17 protein-coding genes are annotated in these 17,615 nt (G+C 72.8%); 12 read left to right on the top strand and 5 right to left on the bottom strand.

Features of this window, described 5'->3' with window-relative positions; genetic code table 11:
• Positions 1-8: 8 nt before the first annotated feature.
• The 3 genes from ACZ5ON_RS10990 to ACZ5ON_RS10980 all read left to right on the top strand — a co-directional run bounded on the left by ACZ5ON_RS10990 (position 9) and on the right by ACZ5ON_RS10980 (position 2,787).
• A complete protein-coding gene (locus tag ACZ5ON_RS10990; RefSeq protein WP_465588931.1) occupies positions 9-461 on the top strand; it encodes a DUF742 domain-containing protein in 453 nt (150 codons plus the stop codon).
• Positions 442-1,029: a GTP-binding protein gene (locus ACZ5ON_RS10985; RefSeq protein ID WP_465588926.1), complete on the top strand. Its 588-nt coding sequence runs from the start codon at positions 442-444 to the stop codon at positions 1,027-1,029. The genes ACZ5ON_RS10990 and ACZ5ON_RS10985 overlap by 20 nt, the downstream gene beginning before the upstream one ends.
• A 957-nt stretch (positions 1,030-1,986) precedes the next feature.
• Positions 1,987-2,787, top strand: a complete 801-nt coding sequence (locus ACZ5ON_RS10980; protein WP_465588923.1) for a winged helix-turn-helix domain-containing protein — start codon at positions 1,987-1,989, stop codon at positions 2,785-2,787.
• A gap of 136 nt (positions 2,788-2,923) precedes the next feature.
• Here ACZ5ON_RS10980 and ACZ5ON_RS10975 read toward each other — a convergent pair whose 3' ends face one another.
• Complete coding sequence (locus ACZ5ON_RS10975; protein ID WP_465588917.1) at positions 2,924-3,916, bottom strand: aldo/keto reductase; 993 nt, start codon at positions 3,914-3,916, stop codon at positions 2,924-2,926.
• A 181-nt stretch (positions 3,917-4,097) separates the two neighbouring features.
• On the opposite strand from ACZ5ON_RS10975, the gene ACZ5ON_RS10970 reads away from it, so the two are divergent.
• From ACZ5ON_RS10970 to ACZ5ON_RS10945, 6 genes are all read left to right on the top strand, one after another.
• Complete coding sequence (locus tag ACZ5ON_RS10970; RefSeq protein ID WP_465588913.1) at positions 4,098-4,655, top strand: TetR/AcrR family transcriptional regulator; 558 nt, start codon at positions 4,098-4,100, stop codon at positions 4,653-4,655.
• A 59-nt stretch (positions 4,656-4,714) separates the two neighbouring features.
• Positions 4,715-5,296: a DUF4865 family protein gene (locus tag ACZ5ON_RS10965; RefSeq protein ID WP_465589409.1), complete on the top strand. Its 582-nt coding sequence runs from the start codon at positions 4,715-4,717 to the stop codon at positions 5,294-5,296.
• A 4-nt stretch (positions 5,297-5,300) separates the two neighbouring features.
• The gene (locus ACZ5ON_RS10960; RefSeq protein ID WP_465588910.1) at positions 5,301-5,756 is read left to right on the top strand and encodes a carboxymuconolactone decarboxylase family protein; all 456 of its coding nucleotides are present in this window, start codon (positions 5,301-5,303) and stop codon (positions 5,754-5,756) included.
• Positions 5,753-6,700 (top strand): phosphotriesterase family protein, encoded by a 948-nt coding sequence (locus ACZ5ON_RS10955; RefSeq protein WP_465588907.1) that lies wholly within the window; start codon positions 5,753-5,755, stop codon positions 6,698-6,700. The genes ACZ5ON_RS10960 and ACZ5ON_RS10955 overlap by 4 nt, the downstream gene beginning before the upstream one ends.
• Positions 6,701-6,929: 229 nt before the next feature.
• Complete coding sequence (locus ACZ5ON_RS10950; RefSeq protein ID WP_465588904.1) at positions 6,930-7,790, top strand: universal stress protein; 861 nt, start codon at positions 6,930-6,932, stop codon at positions 7,788-7,790.
• A 460-nt stretch (positions 7,791-8,250) separates the two neighbouring features.
• Positions 8,251-9,405: an alpha/beta hydrolase gene (locus ACZ5ON_RS10945; protein ID WP_465588901.1), complete on the top strand. Its 1,155-nt coding sequence runs from the start codon at positions 8,251-8,253 to the stop codon at positions 9,403-9,405.
• A gap of 3 nt (positions 9,406-9,408) precedes the next feature.
• Here ACZ5ON_RS10945 and ACZ5ON_RS10940 read toward each other — a convergent pair whose 3' ends face one another.
• A complete protein-coding gene (locus ACZ5ON_RS10940) occupies positions 9,409-9,738 on the bottom strand; it encodes a phenolic acid decarboxylase (RefSeq protein ID WP_344636968.1) in 330 nt (109 codons plus the stop codon).
• A 185-nt stretch (positions 9,739-9,923) separates the two neighbouring features.
• Positions 9,924-10,319: a ribonuclease gene (locus ACZ5ON_RS10935; protein ID WP_465588898.1), complete on the bottom strand. Its 396-nt coding sequence runs from the start codon at positions 10,317-10,319 to the stop codon at positions 9,924-9,926.
• 1,000 nt (positions 10,320-11,319) lie between these two features.
• Between ACZ5ON_RS10935 and ACZ5ON_RS10930 the strand changes: the two genes are divergently transcribed.
• Both ACZ5ON_RS10930 and ACZ5ON_RS10925 read left to right on the top strand, forming a co-directional pair.
• A complete protein-coding gene (locus ACZ5ON_RS10930; protein WP_465588895.1) occupies positions 11,320-11,631 on the top strand; it encodes a hypothetical protein in 312 nt (103 codons plus the stop codon).
• 429 nt (positions 11,632-12,060) lie between these two features.
• The gene (locus ACZ5ON_RS10925) at positions 12,061-13,317 is read left to right on the top strand and encodes a neprosin family prolyl endopeptidase (protein ID WP_465588892.1); all 1,257 of its coding nucleotides are present in this window, start codon (positions 12,061-12,063) and stop codon (positions 13,315-13,317) included.
• Positions 13,318-13,405: 88 nt separating this feature from the next.
• Here the strand turns inward: ACZ5ON_RS10925 and ACZ5ON_RS10920 are convergent, their stop codons facing one another.
• A complete protein-coding gene (locus tag ACZ5ON_RS10920; RefSeq protein ID WP_465588889.1) occupies positions 13,406-14,200 on the bottom strand; it encodes an IclR family transcriptional regulator in 795 nt (264 codons plus the stop codon).
• Positions 14,201-14,517: 317 nt separating this feature from the next.
• Between ACZ5ON_RS10920 and aceB the strand changes: the two genes are divergently transcribed.
• Complete coding sequence (gene aceB, locus ACZ5ON_RS10915) at positions 14,518-16,122, top strand: malate synthase A (protein ID WP_465589406.1); 1,605 nt, start codon at positions 14,518-14,520, stop codon at positions 16,120-16,122.
• Positions 16,123-16,219: 97 nt separating this feature from the next.
• On the opposite strand, the gene ACZ5ON_RS10910 is transcribed toward aceB, so the two are convergent.
• The gene (locus ACZ5ON_RS10910; protein WP_465588886.1) at positions 16,220-17,602 is read right to left on the bottom strand and encodes an 8-oxoguanine deaminase; all 1,383 of its coding nucleotides are present in this window, start codon (positions 17,600-17,602) and stop codon (positions 16,220-16,222) included.
• Positions 17,603-17,615 lie beyond the last annotated feature (13 nt).

Raw genomic sequence — 17,615 nt, 5'->3', positions numbered from 1 at the left:
GCGAGCCGATGAGCATCGAGGACGCCGCACCCGAACCGCCCGCCGCGCTGAGCGCGGTGGATTCCTCCGTGCTGCGCCCGCCCGAGGAGGACCGCTGGTTCGACGACGACGCGGGGCCGGTGGTGCGGCTGTTCTCGATGACTCGCGGCCGCGCCCGCCCCGCCGACGACGGGCTGTTCGACCTGATCTCGCTGATCAGGGCCGTCGACCAGGCCGAACTGCTCAGCCTGGAGCACGCGTTGGGGCCCGAGCACCACGCCCTGCTAAAGCTCTGCCGCGACGAACCGCTGAGCGTCGCGGAGTTGGGCTCGTACACCGATCTGCCGGTCAGCGTGGTGCGGGTGCTGCTCGGTGACCTGCACGAGGCCGAGCTGATCAGCGTCATCCGACCCGTTCCGCTCGCCCAGCTGCCGGACGAGCGCCTGCTGCGAGACGTGATCGATGGCCTCCGCGCACTCTGATGCACCGTCGCCGGGCGAATCCCCCTGGGGTGCGGTCGCGTTGAAGGTCCTGGTGGCCGGCGGCTTCGGCGTCGGCAAGACCACGCTGGTCGGCGCGGTCAGCGAGATCAGGCCGCTGCGCACCGAGGAGCAGCTCAGCGAGCTGGGGCGCCCGGTGGACGACACGGCCGGCGTCGAGGCCAAGCGGACCACCACGGTGGCGATGGACTTCGGCCGGATCGACCTGCGACCCGGGCTCGCCCTCTACCTGTTCGGCGCCCCGGGGCAGGACCGCTTCTGGTTCCTATGGGACGAACTGGCGCGGGGTGCGCTCGGCGCGCTGGTGCTGGCCGACACCCGACGGCTGGCCGACTGCTTCCCCTCGGTAGACTTCTTCGAGCAGCGCGGCATCCCGTTCCTGGTCGCGGTGAACTGCTTCGAGGGCGCCGGGGCGTATGCTCCCGATGACGTCCGGGACGCGCTCGACCTGGACCCCGGGGTGCCGGTGCTGCTCTGCGACGCCCGTCGCCGCGAGGACGGCAAGGAGCTGCTGATCCGCTTGGTCGAGCACGTGGCGACCCGCCGTTGACGCCTCTTGCGGGGCCCGAAGCCCCTTGAGCGGGCCGATGGTCCGTCCCTGACGGTGCGCCGGTGGCCGTAGAGGATGCCGAGGCGGCGCGCCGACGGCCGGATCCGGCCCCGTCAGAGGGCCCGAAACCGGTGCTCACGGCACCGTCGTCCCGAATGGTGGGATCACAGTCCGTATACCGGAAGATTCGTCAGGTCTGGGTTGCCTCGGGCGGCCCGGCCGTGGAACGCTCTTCACCGACAGGCCGCCGGGCGCAACGTCCGGAACACGTCGGGCATCGCGCCCGCACCATCCGGGGGAGGGCAGTGCAGTGACCGCGGTACGCAGGTTCCGCACCGCTTCCGCCCCCGCCTCGGACATCCCGGACGGACCGGCGCTGACGGTGCGCCGGCACATCGACCTCGCGCTCGGCTGCGGCTCCCGCTGTCGCGGCGCCTGCGGTCCCGGTGCCGCCCGCCGCCGCGGTGCGTGCTGTCGCGGCTCCGGCTGTCGCTGACGTCCGGCCTGCCGGCCTCGCACCTGCTCTCCGCACCAGCACCTCGCACTCCGCTTCCCGCCGCACCGGACGGCCCGCCCGCGCACCCACCCAGACCGCGCGGGACCAGGCGCCCGGTGGCACCCGGCCACCTGCACCGCACCTCGACACCCTCCCGGATCGGGCGACATGAGCCGTACTCGAACACCCCACCCGACGCCGCGCCAACGGACCGTACGAAGCGGCCGGTTGAGCCGGTCCGACGCCGGGGCGGACCGCGCCGTGGACTGCGGCGCCGAAGGCCGTCGCGACCTGGAACCGTTCTGGCCGTCCCGGCAACCGCACCTCTTCGACCAGACGTGTCCGGGCTCACCCCGCGTGTCCCGGTCCTCCGCCCGCTGAGCCGACTCAGCTGCGGCAGTACGGCCCGGTGGACGCGCAGACGAACCGCCATCATCCGTCACGCGCGAAAGAGCGACACCATGTCCTCCTCCTCCACTGCCATCCTGTCCATCCCGACGTCCGCCCCGACCGCGATCCCGCACCTACGGGCGGTCCGCCCGGTTTCCCCGGTCACCGAGCGCCGGCGCCCCACCGCACCGCAGCACCCGGTCGCCCCCATCCAGCACCCCGGTACCGTGCAGCACCCCGGTACCGTGCAGCAGCCGCCCGCCGCCGTGCCCGTGCCCGCGCCGCAGGCGCTGCTGAAGGCGCTCCCCGAGGGTGCGGCCGTCGTCGCGGCGCTGCCGCAGTCGGCGCTCCCGGCGGGCCTGCTCGCCCAGTACGGAGCGCAGCTCGGCACGGCGGCCGCCGCCGGGCAGCCGTTGGTCGGGTACCTGGTGCTCGTCCCGCTGGAGCCGACCGCCCCGCTCCCGGGCCGGCCGATCGCCGACGCGCAGCCCGCCGGGCAGCCGGCCCCCGGCCCGGCCCGTGCCGCGGAGCCGGCGGTGGGCACCGCCCCCGCGGCCCGGCCCGCCGCGCCCGCCGCGCCCGCCGCGCGCGGCATCAGTGTGGACATCGAGCGCCGCAGTGCGTATGTGGACGGCAGGCAACTCGACCTCACCTACCTGGAGTTCGAGCTGCTGGCCCACCTCGCCGAGCACCCGCAGCGGGTGCACACCAGGGACCACCTGATCTCCGCAGTCTGGGGCTACGGCCACGTCGGCGACGGCCGGACGGTCGACGTGCACGTGGCCAGGCTGCGCCGCAAGCTCGGCGCGCCGTACCGGGACAGCATCGTGACGGTCCGCCGGGTCGGCTACAAGTACACGCCGGTCGCCTGACGGACCCGAGCCCCCTCCAGCGGCAGCGCTCGAACCCGCCCACCGGGCGTCCCGCCCGTGCGGCAGCACGCCTGGCGCGGCCGAGCCGGGTGCGGGAGCCAGGCCGGCCGCCGAAGCCTGATCGACCGCCGGGGATTCAGCGGCTCAGCCGGTCGATCTCCGCCAGCTCCCCGTCCGACAGCAGTGCACCGCTCAACGCGTCCAGGTTCTGGTCGAGTTGGGCGACACTGCTGGCGCCGACGATCACCGAGACCACCCGGGGGTCCCGCAGTACCCAGCAGAGAGCGAGCTGCGCCAGGGTCTGCCCGCGCTGCTCGGCGACCTCGGCGAGCGCGCGCAACTGCTCCAGCTTCGCGCCGGTCAGTGCCTCCTCGCGGAGGAAGTGGCCCACCGACATCCGCGACCCGGGCGGCACCGAACCGCTCAGGTAGCGATCCGTCAGCAGGCCCTGGGCGAGCGGGGAATACGCGACCAGTGCGGTCCGGGTGTCGCCGACCGCGTCCAGCAGGCCGCCGACCTCCGGCTCCCGGTTGAGGATCGAGTACGAGGCCTGGTTCATCAGCACCGGCGTGCCCAGCTCCCGCAGGATCGCCACCGCCTCACGGTGCTGCTCGGCGGGGTAGTTGGAGATGCCCGCGTACAGCGCCCTGCCGGAGCGGACCGCCGCGTCCAGCGCCCCCATGGTCTCCTCCAGCGGGGTGTCCGGGTCGTGGCGGTGCGAGTAGAACACGTCCACGTAGTCCAGGCCCATCCGCGCCAGCGACTGGTCCAGGCTCGCCAGCAGGTACTTGCGCGAGCCGCCGTCCCCGTACGGGCCCGGCCACATGTCGAACCCGGCCTTCGAGGCGATGAACAGCTCGTCCCGGTACGGGCGGAAGTCCTGGGCGAAGAGCGTGCCGAAGTTGCGCTCCGCGCTGCCGTACGGCGGTCCGTAGTTGTTGGCCAGGTCGAAGTGGGTGACGCCGCGGTCGAAGGCGTGGCGCAGCACCGCGCGCTGGACCTCCAGCGGCTGGGTGTCACCGAAGTTGTGCCACAGGCCGAGCGAGACGGCGGGCAGCTGCACGCCGCTGCGCCCGGCTCGGCGGTAGGTCATCGAGGAGTAGCGGTCATCGGCGGCGAGGTACGTCATGGCAGCATCCTGCCAGCTCACCGGGGTCGCCGAGCCCGTCAGCACGAGCGGCTCGAGCTGTCCGCCGCCGAGGTCGCCCCGGTCGTCCGCCGAGAGCTGCCCTGTCCCCGGGAGGGCCGTCGGAACCGGATGGCCACGTTCCTGCTGGCGTTCTGTACCTACTGGTATGTACAGTAGGGCCATGGGCACCAGCGAACGACTGATCGAGACCACCCAGGAGCTCCTCTGGGAGCGCGGTTACGCCGGCACCAGCCCCAAGGCGATCCAGCAGCGCTCCGGCGTCGGGCAGGGCAGCATGTACCACCACTTCAGCGGTAAGAGCGACCTCGCCGCCGCCGCTCTGAGCCGGAGCGCGGAGGACCTCAAGGCCCTCGCCGAGCAGCAGCTCTCCGGTCCCGGCACGGCGTACCAGCGCATCGAGGCTTACCTGCTGCGCGACCGCGACGTGCTGCGCGGCTGCCGGATCGGCCGGATGGCCCAGGATTCGGAGGTGATCGCCGAACCGCAGCTGCGCAGGCCGGTCGAGGAGACCTTCGACTGGCTGCGCGGACGGCTGGCCGAACTCGTCGCCGAGGGCCAGGCCGCCGGCGAGTTCGCCACCGGTCCCGACCCGGCCGAGGTCGCCACCGCCATCGCCGCCGTGGTCCAGGGCGGCTACGTACTCGCCCGCGCGGCGGATTCGCCCGAGCCCTTCCGGCAGGCGGTCCGCGGCGCCCTGGCACTGCTCCGCACCAACTGACCGTCGCAGCGCCCACTCGCCCGCGACCACCGACACACGACCATCCGGGGGACATGACCGTGCACGCGATGCAGTACGAGATCACCCTGCCCGCCGACTACGACATGCGGATCATCCGCCGGCGCGTCGCCACCAAGGGGCCGCTGCTGGACCAGTTGCCCGGCCTCGGCCTCAAGGCGTACCTGGTCCGGGAACGCGGCTCGGGCGCCTCACCCGTCAACCAGTACGCGCCGTTCTACCTCTGGCGGTCCGCCGAGGCCATGGCCGGCTTCCTGCGCGGCCCCGGCTTCGCCGGCCTCAGCGCGGACTTCGGCCGCCCGCCCGTCCGCCACTGGGTCGGCACCGGCCTGGAGTTCGGCCGCGCCCGTGACCTGACACCCCGTACCGCCACCCGCCGCACCACCCGGCTCGACGAGGGGGCGGACCCGGACGAGGCCCTCGCCGGTGAGCTCGCCGCCCTCCTGGAGCGGCCCGGCCTGCATTCCGTGGCCGTGGCCCTCGACCCGTACCGCTGGGAGCTGGTGCGCTTCGCCCTGTGGGAGCAGGACAGGGCCCCGGCCGACCAGGACGGCACCAGCTACCAGGTGCTGCACCTGTCCCGCCCCGAACTCGAGCACCTCCCCACCGACCGGAAGGACTGATCCCGTGCACGCATTCACCCCCGCCGACCTCGACCGCGAGCGCGGGTACCGGACGCTCGACGAGCTGGTGGACGGGCCGACCCAGTCGGCCACCCTGCCGGGCCTGGAGGAACTCGCTCCCGGCTTCCCCGACTGGATCGTCACCAGCCTCTTCGGCGGCACCTACCAGCGCGAGGGCCTCACCCTGCGCGACCGCCAGCTGCTCAACCTCGCCTCGCTGGCCGCCCTCGGAGGCGTCGAGCCCCAGCTGCACGGCCACGTCCGCAGCAGTCTGCGGGTCGGCCTGACCGCCGAGCAGGTCGTCGAGGTCTTCGTCCACCTCGCGCCGTACATCGGTGTTCCGAAGGCACTGGCCGGGCTCCGGGTGGCCGCCGCCGCGCTGGCGGAGACCAAGGCCGAGGCCGAGACCGAGGACCAGACCGAGGCCAGGGCCGATGACCTGGCCGAGGCAGCCCGGTGAGCGGCAAGCCGGCGGTCCGTACCGTCCTCGGCGATCTGGACCCCGCCGAGCTCGGTGTCTGCGACGCACACGACCACCTCTTCATGCGCAGCCGGGTGCTTCCCGGCCAGGAGCTGGACGACCCGGTGGCCGCCGAGGCCGAGCTGCGCGCCTTCGCCGCCGCCGGCGGGCAGGCGGTCGTCCAGTGGACCCCGCACGGCATGGGACGGCGGGTGCCGGACCTGGTCGCGCTCTCCCGTGCCACCGGGGTCCACCTGGTCGCCGCCACCGGACTGCACCAGGCCGCCAACTACGCGCCGGAGCGATTGCGCGACCTGGACCTGGCCCGGCTCTTCGTCACCGAGCTCACCGAGCCCATCGATCCCATCGAGCCCGCCGAGCCTGTGGATCCCGCCGACCGGGCCGAATCCACCGGTCCCCTCGGCCGGGCCGGTCTGATCAAGGTGGCGGGCGGCTACCACGGCCTGGACCGGCACGCCCGCTGGACCATGACGGCGGCGGCCGAGGCGCACCGTGCCACCGGCGCCCCGATCGCCGTCCACCACGAACTGGGCACCGGCTCCCTCGACGTCCTCGACCTGCTCTGCGGCCGCCTCGGCGTCCCGCCGCACCGGGTGATCCTCGGCCACCTGAACCGCTTCCCGGACCTGCGCCTGCAGCGCCGGGCCGCGGAGTCCGGCGCGTACGTCGCCCTCGACGGGCCGTCGCGCATCAACCACGCCACCGACCATCACCTCTTCGACACCCTGGCCGCGCTCACCGAGGCCGGCCACGCCGAACGCCTGCTGCTCGGCGGTGACACCACCACCTCGGCGGCCCGTGGCAACCCCGGCATGCCGTACCTGCTGACCGCGCTCCGTCCGCGCCTGGCACGGGAGTTCGGGCCCGAGCTGCCCGAACTGGTCTTCCGCGCCAACCCTGCCCGCGCACTGGCCTTCGCCTGAACCACGGCGCCGTGCACCGGCCGCCGCCGGACACGTCGCGGAGCGGCGGGCAGGCGAGCGCGGAGGGTCACCGCCACTGGTGCCGCAGGCCCGGGGCCGGGCCCCGGCGGACGAGGTCTCCCCGGCAGGCGCGGCGGTGCATCCTGGTACCAGGGCCCTGCGGGACGGCCCGGAACCGATGACGCGGCACGGGCCGACGCAGGGCATGGAGCGGTTCCGGGAGCCGAGAATGAACAGATCCCCTGCGGGCATCGTCGCCGGGGTGGACGGTTCGCCGCAGGCGGCCGCCGCCGCCGAGTGGGCCGCTCAGGAGGCCGAACGGCGCGGCTGCTCCCTGCACCTGGTGCACGCGGTCAACACCGGCACCGTCACGCTCTCCCCACGGGCGAGCGAGGCCGTCACCGACCTCATCCTCCAGAACGCCCAGGACGTCCTGGACGAGGCGCTCGGCAAGCTGGCCGCCGCGCACTCCGGTCTGCACCTGACCGGTGACGTGGTCCCCCGGGAAGCGGCCATGGCCATCCTCACCGCCGCCGAACACGGTGAACTCGCCGTCGTCGGCACCCGGGGCCACGGTGGCTTCGCCTCCCTGCTGCTCGGCTCCGTGAGCCTGCGGGTCTGCGCCCACTCCAGCTGCCCGACCGTCGTGGTGCGGCCCGGGCCCGCCACGGGCGAGTACATCCTGGTGGCGATCCGGGACGAACGGGATGGCGAGGCACTGCGGTTCGGGCTCCGCGCGGCCGCCGGCTCCGGCCTGCCGGTCCGGGCCGTGCACGTCTGGTCGCCGGTGGTCGCCGACGTCGCGCACGCGGCGCCGATGATCGACGAACTGGGCGAGGAGTCCCAGCTGCACGAGCAGCTGCTGCACCGCACCTGCGACCCGGTCTGCGAGGACTTCCCCGACATCCCCGTCCGGCTCGAACACCTCGCCGGTGCCACCGCCGGCACCCTGGTGGACGCCTCGTGCCAGGCCGCGCTCCTGGTCATCGCCCGCCACCCGCCGGCCCCCCACTTCGGCCTCCGCCTCGGTACGGCCGTCCACGCGGTCCTCCACCACGCCCACTGCCCGGTCGCCGTCGTCCCGATCTGACCCCGCCCGGAGTGCGGCTCGCGCCGGCGCGGCCGAGCGGCTGATCACCGAGGTGCTGGACGCCCCGGAGGAGGACTCGGTCAAGGCCCTGGGGGCCGAGGCGGTCGACGGGCTCGGCGGTCTGGACGCGCTGGTCAACGCGGCCGGGATCCCGCGTTCCGCGCACACCGAACGGACCGCCCTGGAGCTCTGGAACCGGGTGCCGGCCGTCGACCCCACCGGTGCCTCCGGTGGTGACCCGCGAGGAGCTGCGCGCGGTGCTGGCCACTGGCCGGGCGGCCCGCGGCAACCTCACCGCCACCCCGCCGCAACCGCGCAGCCCCCTCCGGGCGTAAGTTCGGGCATAGGCCCGTCGACGGGCCGTCCATCACGCACGGGCCGTCCGCCACACACGGACCGCCCATCACGCACGGGCCGTCCGGCCGTCGGGCCGTCCGGAGCACACGGGAGCAGCAGGACGATGGGGCTGACGAGCCACAAGGTGCTGGCGCTGGCGATACTGGCCGCGGTACTGGCGATGACCGCGACGGTGTGGCTGTGGCCGAGGCTGGCCAGGACGAGCTGGCGGTCGGTGCTCGGCCGGATCGGGGCGCTGCTGGTGACCCAGTTCACGGTGCTCTGCGCGCTGGCCCTGGCGGCCAACAACTACTTCGCCTTCTACAGCAGTTGGGACGACCTGCTGGGCACCGGGAACCAGGGCCAGGTGACGGTGAGCAGCGGCTCGGGTACGAGCCGCGAGAGCGGTACGGCGAAGACCGCCACGGTGCAGCTGCTCGGCAAGGAGACCGTCGAGGGGGACGAGGTGACTGGCCACGACCCCGGGCAGGTCGGACGGATCGACGCGGTGCGCATCCCCGGACCGGCCACCGGGCTGGCCACGGACGCCTATGTCTACCTGCCGCCGCAGTACTTCCGGCCCGACCACGCGAACGCCAGGTTCCCGGCCGCGATCGTGATGACCGGCTACCCCGGGGACGCCAAGAACCTGATCACCAGGCTCAACTATCCGGGCGCCGCGCTCGACCTGATGCGGTCCGGCAAGATGCAGCCGACCGTCCTGGTCCTGATGCGGCCCTCCCCGGCGATGCCCACCGACACCGAGTGCGAGGACGTCCCGGGCGGGCCGCAGGCCGAGACGTACTTCGCCAAGGACGTGCCCAAGGTGATGGAGACCAGCTACCGGGTGGCCGCGGACCCGCACGCCTGGGGCGTGATGGGCGACTCGACCGGCGGCTACTGCGCGCTCAAGCTGACGATGCGCAACCCCGGTTCGTTCCTGACCGGGGTCTCGCTCTCCGGCTACTACAAGGCCGCCGAGGACGCCACCACCGGTGACCTGTTCAAGGGCAGCGAGCAGCGCCGCAGCGAGGCGGACCTGGTCTGGCGGCTGAACAACCTGCCCAAGCCCGCGGTCTCCGTGATGGTGGCCGGGACCGACGAGGGCGACGGAGACTACAAGCAGCGGACGGACGCCTTCGCCGCCGCCGTCCAGCAGCCGATGGCCGTCGCGACCGCCAACCTGCCGAGCGGCGGCCACAACTTCAGTACCTGGGGCCGGCTGCTGCCCCCGGCGCTGGAGTTCCTCTCCCAGCACCTCAGGGTCACGGCCCAGTAGCGGTCAGGCGATCCGCTCCAGCGTGCCGGTGTGCAGCTCGCCGACCCGGCCGCCCTCGCCCTCGTAGGTCCAGAAGGCGCGGACCGTCAGCTTGGCGAGGTCCATGACATGGCTGACGGTGAGGCCGCTCGCCTCGGTCCAGCTGACGAAGTAGATCTGCGGGCCGACCTCGGCGACGTGCAGTTCGACGTCCTCCCACTGGCCGGCGGACTCGCCGAGGCCCTCCCAGCGCAGACGCGTACCGTCGGCCGAGTAGGCATTGCGGAAGGCGGCACCGTTGTCGACCTGGAACAGGTAGGTGTGTCCGGCGAAGCCTGGCAGGGGCGCGGTCATCGTCTGGGTGATCCTCTGGCGAGTCGGTCGGTGGGTGCGACCGGGCCGGTCGCACCCACCAACCTATCCGACGCGCCGCCGGAATCCGCCGTCGAATTTCCGAACGGCCCCGTCGAGGCCGTGCCGTGGCGCCTGGTCAGCGCGGTGCCGGTGCCGGCGGACCACCGGCCGAGGAGCCGGCCGGGTCAGCAGCTGAAGTCGATCAGGCGGAACGTCGAGTAGTGGTCCGAGGTGTAGTAGTCCTCCTGGTTCCCCTCGCCGGTGATGATCCGCCGGGTGCCTCTGGTGCGGGAACCGGGGGTGATCACGGTGTACTCGTGGTAGTAGCCGTAGGGCTCGGACGGCAGAACGCCCTCGTGGTTCCCGAAGACGACGCCGTCCTGCGAGTACGGGAACGGGCCGTCCTGGTCGATCAGGGCGAGGGTGTCGTCCGCCTGGCTCGGCAGGTTGCTCTGGCAGATGGTGCCGCTGACGTCGGCGTGTGCCTCGGTGGCGGCGAAGGCGGTGGGCGCCAGGGTGATCAGGGCGATGGTGGCAACAGAGGCGGCGCGGGTCTTCCACGCGCGTAGAGTGATGGTCATACCTTGAGTGTGATGGTCAGTCAGGGCGTCATGGAAGCGTCAAGAAAAGGACTTTGCCGGATGATCACCAGCGCAAAACCTTCTTGACAAGCGCCGTACCACCGTCCGTTGCCCCTGGTTGGTGATGGGGCGTCACCGGCCGTTTCGGCTCGCGTCGCGCCCCGCCGCCCGCGCCCATCCGATCGCCGCGCGGACGGCGTCCGCACCCGCCGGCCCGTCCGTCCGCCCGGGGCGGCGGAGGGGGCCGGGCGTTCTCGACGAGAACCGGAGGCCGGGCGGCGGTACCGTCTTCACCGCCGGGGCGCTGGAGGCCGCCGCCATCGCCACGGCCGGTGGTACCTGGCCGCCGGCCGGACCGAGCATCCCGTACCGGCTGGGTCCCCGGACATCCGCGTGAGGACCGGCGGCTGGCGGTCGCGCCACCGGTGCGAGGGCGAGGCGGGCCGCGTCCGGCTCGGCTCCGGCCCGCCGGGCTCCGCCGGCCGGCCCCACCGGGTCCGGTGGACCGCCTCCCAGGCGTCGCAGGGGAAGTTCGTCATGCGAATGACCGCGACCCCCTCCCTGCTGCTGGCTGCGGCCGGTGCCGCCACCCTGGCGGCCGTCCCGCTCGCGGGCCAGGCCGGCGCCGCTGGCGGCCCCGCGCCCGGCGGGCCGGTCAGGGCCGGTTCGGCCCTCGCCGCCGCGCCGGTCGCGCGGGACGGTCCGCCCGTTCCCGGCAGGGCGCTGGCCTGGTCGGACGAGTTCGGCGGCGGCATCGCCTGGTGTCGCCGCCGGTTGTGGCGCCGGGGCCGGGCCGGGCCGGACCAGCAGCAGGTCGGAGTCCGACGGCAGTGCGGCCGTCGCCGCCGGGCCGCCCGTCGCGGTGGCCAGTACCGCCACCGCCGCTGCGGTGATCGTCCATCGGACTGTCCTGATCCGGGCCACCGCCATCCACCTCCGAAGAGTGCCGGGCCGGCCACCCAATGTAGCGGCGTAGCCTGGATCTGCGGAGGTGATAGCGATGTCCGGACGGGTGTTGAGCGAGGTCAGCGCGGTGGTGGCAGTCGAGCGGGAGGCCGAGTTGGTGGACTCCTACCGGGAGTTGGTGGCCGGTCCACTGCCGGACGGACTGATCAGAACCGAGCTGCTGAGGGGGCCCGGCGGGCGGTGGCGGGTGCAGTCGCTCTGGCGGGACCTGGAGTCGCTGCACGCGGTCCGTGCCAACCCGAGGCTGGCCGCGGCGCCCCGTCTCTTCGTCCAGGTCGGCTCCGAGCCCGAACTGACGGTCTTCCAGGTCTCCGTCGCCCAGCTCGGCGCCCCGGTCCTGGACTGAGCGGGAACGGGTGCGGCGGCGCCGCTGGCGACGCCCGCCGGCACTCGGTGCGGCCCGGCCGGGAGTCGGTTGCACGTTCCACAACCGGCTAGCTCCAACGGGAAGTTGGTGGGGGCTGGGGTTATCGTGTAGCCGAGATCGGTCTGCGGCGGGACGGGGCAGTCGACCGCGGAGTGCTGCGGCGTGCCGTCCGCTCGGGGCCACTGCCCGTGCGGGGCCGAGAAGGGACGACCGGGCCTGCGCCCGCTACGCTCCCGCGGCCGGAAGCGGAGCCGTCTCCCGGTCGCGGCAGGGTTGCAATCGCCTTGTCCGGCGGGCCTGTTCGCCCTGCACCGGTCGGGGTGCCGTCGGCCGGGGCTCGGCCGCCCTGCCGATCGCCCTGACCCCGGCCGCGGTGCCGATCGCACTGACGCAGGACGGAGAATGATCATGGCACGTCAGGACGACCTGAACTTCCCCAGCTTCGCAAGGTTCATCGACGCCATCAAGTCGGCCCGGTACGAGGACTACGCGGCCCGTTCGCACACCGCGGCCGCGGCCGCGGTCGTGGACGCGGAGGCGTTCGCGGCGATGAGACGGCATGTCACTGAGCTCTACGCGGGCATCGAGGTGACCCACAGCTTCGTCGACGACAACGGGCAGGTCTTCGACTGCATCCCGATCGGGGACCAGCCGGCGCTCAGGGGAGTGCCGGACGGCCCGGCCATCCCGGCCGACGCCTCGTCCCTGCCGTCCTCGGGGGCCGCCGCGCCGGCGAATCCGGTCCAGCCGCAGCTGCATTCCGGCCGGTCGGACAAGTTCGGCCATTCGATGTCGTGCCCGCCCGGCACCATCGCGATGCGCCGGGTCACCCTCGAAGAGCTGTGGCGGAGGGGTTCGGTGCGGGGCTTCTTCCAGAAGAGTCCCCAGGGCAGCGGGCGCCACCCCCGGTTGAGTCCGCCTGACATCGCCGCGAACATCCACAAGTACGCCCACGCCTTCCAGAACGTCGGGACCATCGGTACGCACACCGTCCTCAACATCTGGGACCCCAATGTCGGTTCACAGGTCTTCTCGCTCTCCCAGCTGTGGATCGCCGGGGGCTCGCCGGTGCAGACCGTCGAATGCGGGCTCCAGGTGTTCCCGGACAAGTACGGGACCACGCAGCCGGTGTTCTTCATCTACTGGACGGCCGACGGCTACGCCAACACCGGGTGCTACAACCTCGACTGCTCCGCGTTCGTCCAGACGAATCCCGCCTGGATGATCGGTGGAACGGTCGGTCCGGTGAGCGTCCCGGGCGGCGCGCAGTACGAGTTGGAAGTGGCCTGGGAGCTCATCGCCGGGAACTGGTGGCTCTACGTCAACGGCCTGAGTGCGGCCAACGCGGTGGGCTACTACCCGGCCACGCTGTACGGAGGCGGCCCGCTCGCGACCGGTGCCACGGACGTCGACTTCGGCGGTGAGGTCGTGGACCGCACGGCATGGCCGCCGATGGGCAGCGGCGCGTTCGCGAGCGGTGGCTGGCAGGTGGCCGCCTACCAGCGCGACATCTACTACGTCGACTCGGGCGGGGTCCCCCAGTTCGCGAAACTGACCCCGTCCCAGACGTCGCCGAACTGCTTCACCGTGATCGTCGGCTCCGCGCCCGCTCCGTGGAACGAGTACATCTTCTTCGGCGGCCCGGGTGGCAGCGGCTGCACCTGAGCAGGGCGGGCGCCGGCCCCGGGCCGGTGCGGCGGGACCTCGGCCGGGTGTGCGGAGGTCCCGTGGCGGGCCGGTGTCCGGCGACTGCTCAGGGGGCGAGAACCCGGCCGAGCCTGGCGGCGATCTGGAGCATCACCGGCACCAGCGCGGTGTCCCCCTCCTGTGCCTCCAGGGCCCGGATCCGCGCCTCGGGCCCGGAGACCGAGAGCGCGGTGGGCGTCGGGGCGCCCGGCACGGCCACCGCGATGCAGCGGACCCCGATCTCCTGCTCCTGGTCGTCCACCACGTAGCCGCGTTCCCGGGAGAGCGTCAACTGCTCGAAGAGCAGCGCCGGGTCGGTCACGGTGAAGGGGGTGTGCGACTGCAGCGGCTGGGTGCCGAGGACGGCCCGGGCCTCGTCCTCCGGGAGCTGGGCGAGCAGCGCCTTGCCGACGCCGGTGCAGTGCGGTTGGACCCGCCGCCCGACCTCGGTGAACATCCGCATCGAGCGCCGCGACTGCACCTGGCCGACGTAGACCACCTCGCCGCCCTCCAGGACGGCCAGGTTGGCGGTCTCACCGGTGGCCTCCATCAGCTCGGCCAGGTACGGGCGGGCCCAGCTGCCCAGCAGGCGCCCGGCGGTCTCGCCGAGCCGGATCAGCCGCGGGCCCAAGGTGTAACGGCGGGCGGTGTCCTGCCGGACGTACCCCTGCTGGACGAGGGTGCGGATCAACCGGTGGATGGTCGGCATCGGCAGGCCGGAGGCGGCGGAGAGCTCGCTCAGGGTGGCGATGCCGCCGGCGTCGGCGAGTGCCTCCAGCAGCTGGAAGGCGCGTTCGACGGACTGGACGCCGCCGGTCGCGCGGTCGGTCCCTGTGGGTGCTGTGGCGGGGGTGCTGGCCACCGGCGTTCCCTTCGCTGTCGGAGGAGGCGTTGAGTCCCCGCAATCACTCAACAAAACGTTGAAATTCTGTATTGCGGAAACTAGTCTCCACTTTACAGAACAGAACCCGCTGGTAGGCGGGTTCAGTTGATCGAGGGAGTTCCCACCGGAGCTCCCTTCGCCGGCTCAACCGTCCAAGGAGTTGTTCTGCCATGGCCGCAGATCAGGGCCCTGCCCCCAGCCTCCGGCCGGAGGAGTCCCCAGTCCGCCCTCAGAGTCCCAGCCTCCGGCCGGAGGAGCCCCCAGTCCGCCCTCAGTCAGGGGCCTCCGGCGCACCGATCGTCGTCGCCGGTCCGCGCGTCCCCCGCGCGGAGGAGGTGCTCACCGCCGAGGCGGTCGCCTTCGTGGCCGGGCTCCACCGAGCCTTCGAAGGACGCCGCCAGGAGCTCCTGGCCCGACGGAAGACCCGCCGCGCCGAGATTGCCCAGTCGGGCACCCTCGACTTCCTGCCCGAGACCGCGGAGATCCGCGCCGGTGAGTGGAAGGTCGCACCGACACCGCGCGCGCTGCAGGACCGCCGGGTGGAGATCACCGGACCGACCGACCGCAAGATGGCCGTCAACGCGCTCAACTCGGGCGCGAAGGTCTGGCTCGCCGACTTCGAGGACGCCACCGCGCCCACCTGGGAGAACGTGGTCACCGGCCAGCTCAACCTGATCGACGCCTTCGAGGGCCGGATCGACTTCACCTCGCCGCAGGGCAAGACCTACGCTCTTCGGCCCGCCGCCGAACTCGCCACCGTCGTGGTCCGCCCCCGCGGCTGGCACCTCGACGAGAACCACCTGCTGGTCGACGGCGTCCCGGTGGCCGGCGCCCTCTTCGACTTCGGCCTCTACTTCTTCCACAACGCGAAGCGGCTGCTGGCCAGGGGTGCGGACGATCCCAACCCGGGCCCCTACTTCTACCTCCCCAAGACCGAGAGCCACCTCGAGGCCCGGCTCTGGAACGACGTCTTCACCCATGCGCAGGCCGAGCTCGGCATCCCGTACGGCACCGTCCGGGCCACCGTCCTGATCGAGACCATCACGGCCGCCTTCGAGATGGAGGAGATCCTCTACGAGCTGCGCGACCACGCCGCGGGGCTCAACGCGGGCCGCTGGGACTACCTGTTCTCGATCGTCAAGAACTTCCGCGACGCCGGCGAGCACTACATCCTGCCGGACCGCAACAGCGTCACCATGACCTCGCCGTTCATGGCCGCCTACACCCGGCTGCTGGTGCGGACCTGCCACCGGCGCGGTGCCCACGCCATCGGCGGGATGGCCGCCTTCATCCCGTCCCGCAAGGACCCCGAGGTCAATGCGGCCGCGTTGGAGAAGGTCAGGGCCGACAAGGACCGCGAGGCAGCGGGCGGCTTCGACGGCTCCTGGGTGGCCCACCCCGACCTGGTCCCGATCGCCCTGGCCTCCTTCGACGCCGTGCTGGGCGAACGGCCGGACCAGAAGGACAACCCCGGCTCCGAGGAGCCCGTCACGGCCGCCCAGCTGCTCGACATCGCGGGTGCCGGCGGCTCCTGCACCCGGGCCGGGCTGCACAACGCCGTCCAGGTCGGCATCCGCTACATCGAGGCCTGGCTGCGCGGCCTCGGCGCCGTCGGAATCTTCAACATGATGGAGGACGCCGCCACCGCGGAGATCTCCCGCTCGCAGATCTGGCAGTGGATCCACAACGGCGTCGTCCTGTCCGACACCGGCGAGAGGGCCACCGCGGAGCTGGTCCGCCGCCTCGTGGTCGAGGAACTCGCCGCCCTGCGCGCCGAGTCGGGCGATGCCGCCTACGCGTCCGGGCGCTGGGCCGAGGCCGCCGGACTCTTCGAAAAGCTCGCGCTGGCCGAGGAGTTCGTCGACTTCCTCACCCTGCCGGCATACCGGCTGCTCGACTGAGCCGGAGTCCATCCACCCCCCGCCGGGGCCGCACTGCGCCGCCCCGAAGGGGGGCCGGGTGGCGCGCGTCCCTGGCGCGCCCCGGAGTCCGGTGGGATCAGCCGCGGGAGGCGAGCTCCCTGGCGGCGCGGGCGCAGGCCAGCGCGATCCGGTCCTCGTTCACCGTGGTCAGGCTGCCCCGCTCGACCACGGCGTTGCCGTTGACGAAGAGGGCGGTCAGCGGCGGCAGCGCGCCCAGCACCAGGGCGGCGACCGGGTCGGCGATCGAGGAGTGCATGATGCCGTCGATCTTCCACAGGGCCAGGTCGGCGAGCTTGCCGGCCTCGATGGAACCGATCTCGGCCTGGCGGCCGAGCACCCGGGCGCCGCCGATGGTGCCCAGGCGCAGCGCCTGACGGGCGGTCAGCGCGTCGGGACGCCCGTGCAGCCGGTTGATCAGCAGCGCGTTGCGAAGCTCGGTGCCGAGCTCACCTGACTCGTTGGAGGCGCTGCCGTCCACGCCGAGGCCCACCGGGACGCCGGCGCTGAGCATGTCCGGGACCCGGGCGATGCCGGCGGCGAGGCGGGCGTTGGAGGAGGGGCAGTGCGCGACCCCGGTGCCGGTCTCGGCGAACTTGGCGATGTCGGAGTCGTTCATGTGGACGCAGTGCGCCATCCAGACGTCCTCGCCCAGCCAGCCGGTGGACTCGAAGTAGTCGGTCGGGCCCATGCCGAACAGCTGCTTGCAGAACTCCTCCTCCTCGGCCGTCTCGGAGCCGTGGGTGTGCAGCCGCACCCCCTTGCGGCGGGCCAGTTCGGCGCTCTGCCGCAGCAGTTCGGTGGAGACCGAGAACGGTGAGCAGGGGGCGATGGCGATGTGCAGCATCGAGTCGAAGGAGGCGTCGTGCCACTTGTCAACGGCCGTCTCGGAGGCGACCAGGATGTCCTCGGTCCGCTCGACCGCGTGGTCCGGCGGCAGACCGCCGTCCTTCCGGCCGCGGTCCATCGAGCCGCGCAGCGCGGTGAAGCGCAGACCGAGCTCCTGGACGGCCTCGATGGAGGCGCCGAGGATGTCGCCGCCGCCCCGCGGGAAGACGTAGTGGTGGTCGCCGGCGGTCGTGCAGCCCGACTTGAGCAGCGCGGCCGCGGAGCCCTGGGTGGCGGCGTGGACGAGCCGGTCGTCGATCCGGGCCCAGGTCGGGTACAGCTCGACCAGCCAGTCGAAGAGGACGTGGTCCTGGGCGAGCCCCCGGGTGATCCACTGGTAGAAGTGGTGGTGGGTGTTGACCAGGCCCGGGGTGAGCAGGTGGCCCTCGCCGTTGATCCGGCGCACCACGTTGTCCAGCCACTTCGGGGCGGGGCCACCGCCGACGGACTCGATCCGGTTGCCGAGGAGGACCACGTGGCCGCGGGCGTACTCGGTGTCGTCGGCGTCGACCGTGGCGATCGCGGCGTTCTCGATGACGATCCGCTGGTCTGCGGGAGGCGGCTGGACTGCCATGGTGCGACTCCTA

The sequence above is a fragment of the Kitasatospora sp. NPDC032150 genome (assembly GCF_055579945.1).
The sequence above is the reverse complement of the archived record's forward strand: the minus strand, read 5'-3'. Positions and strand labels throughout refer to the sequence as shown.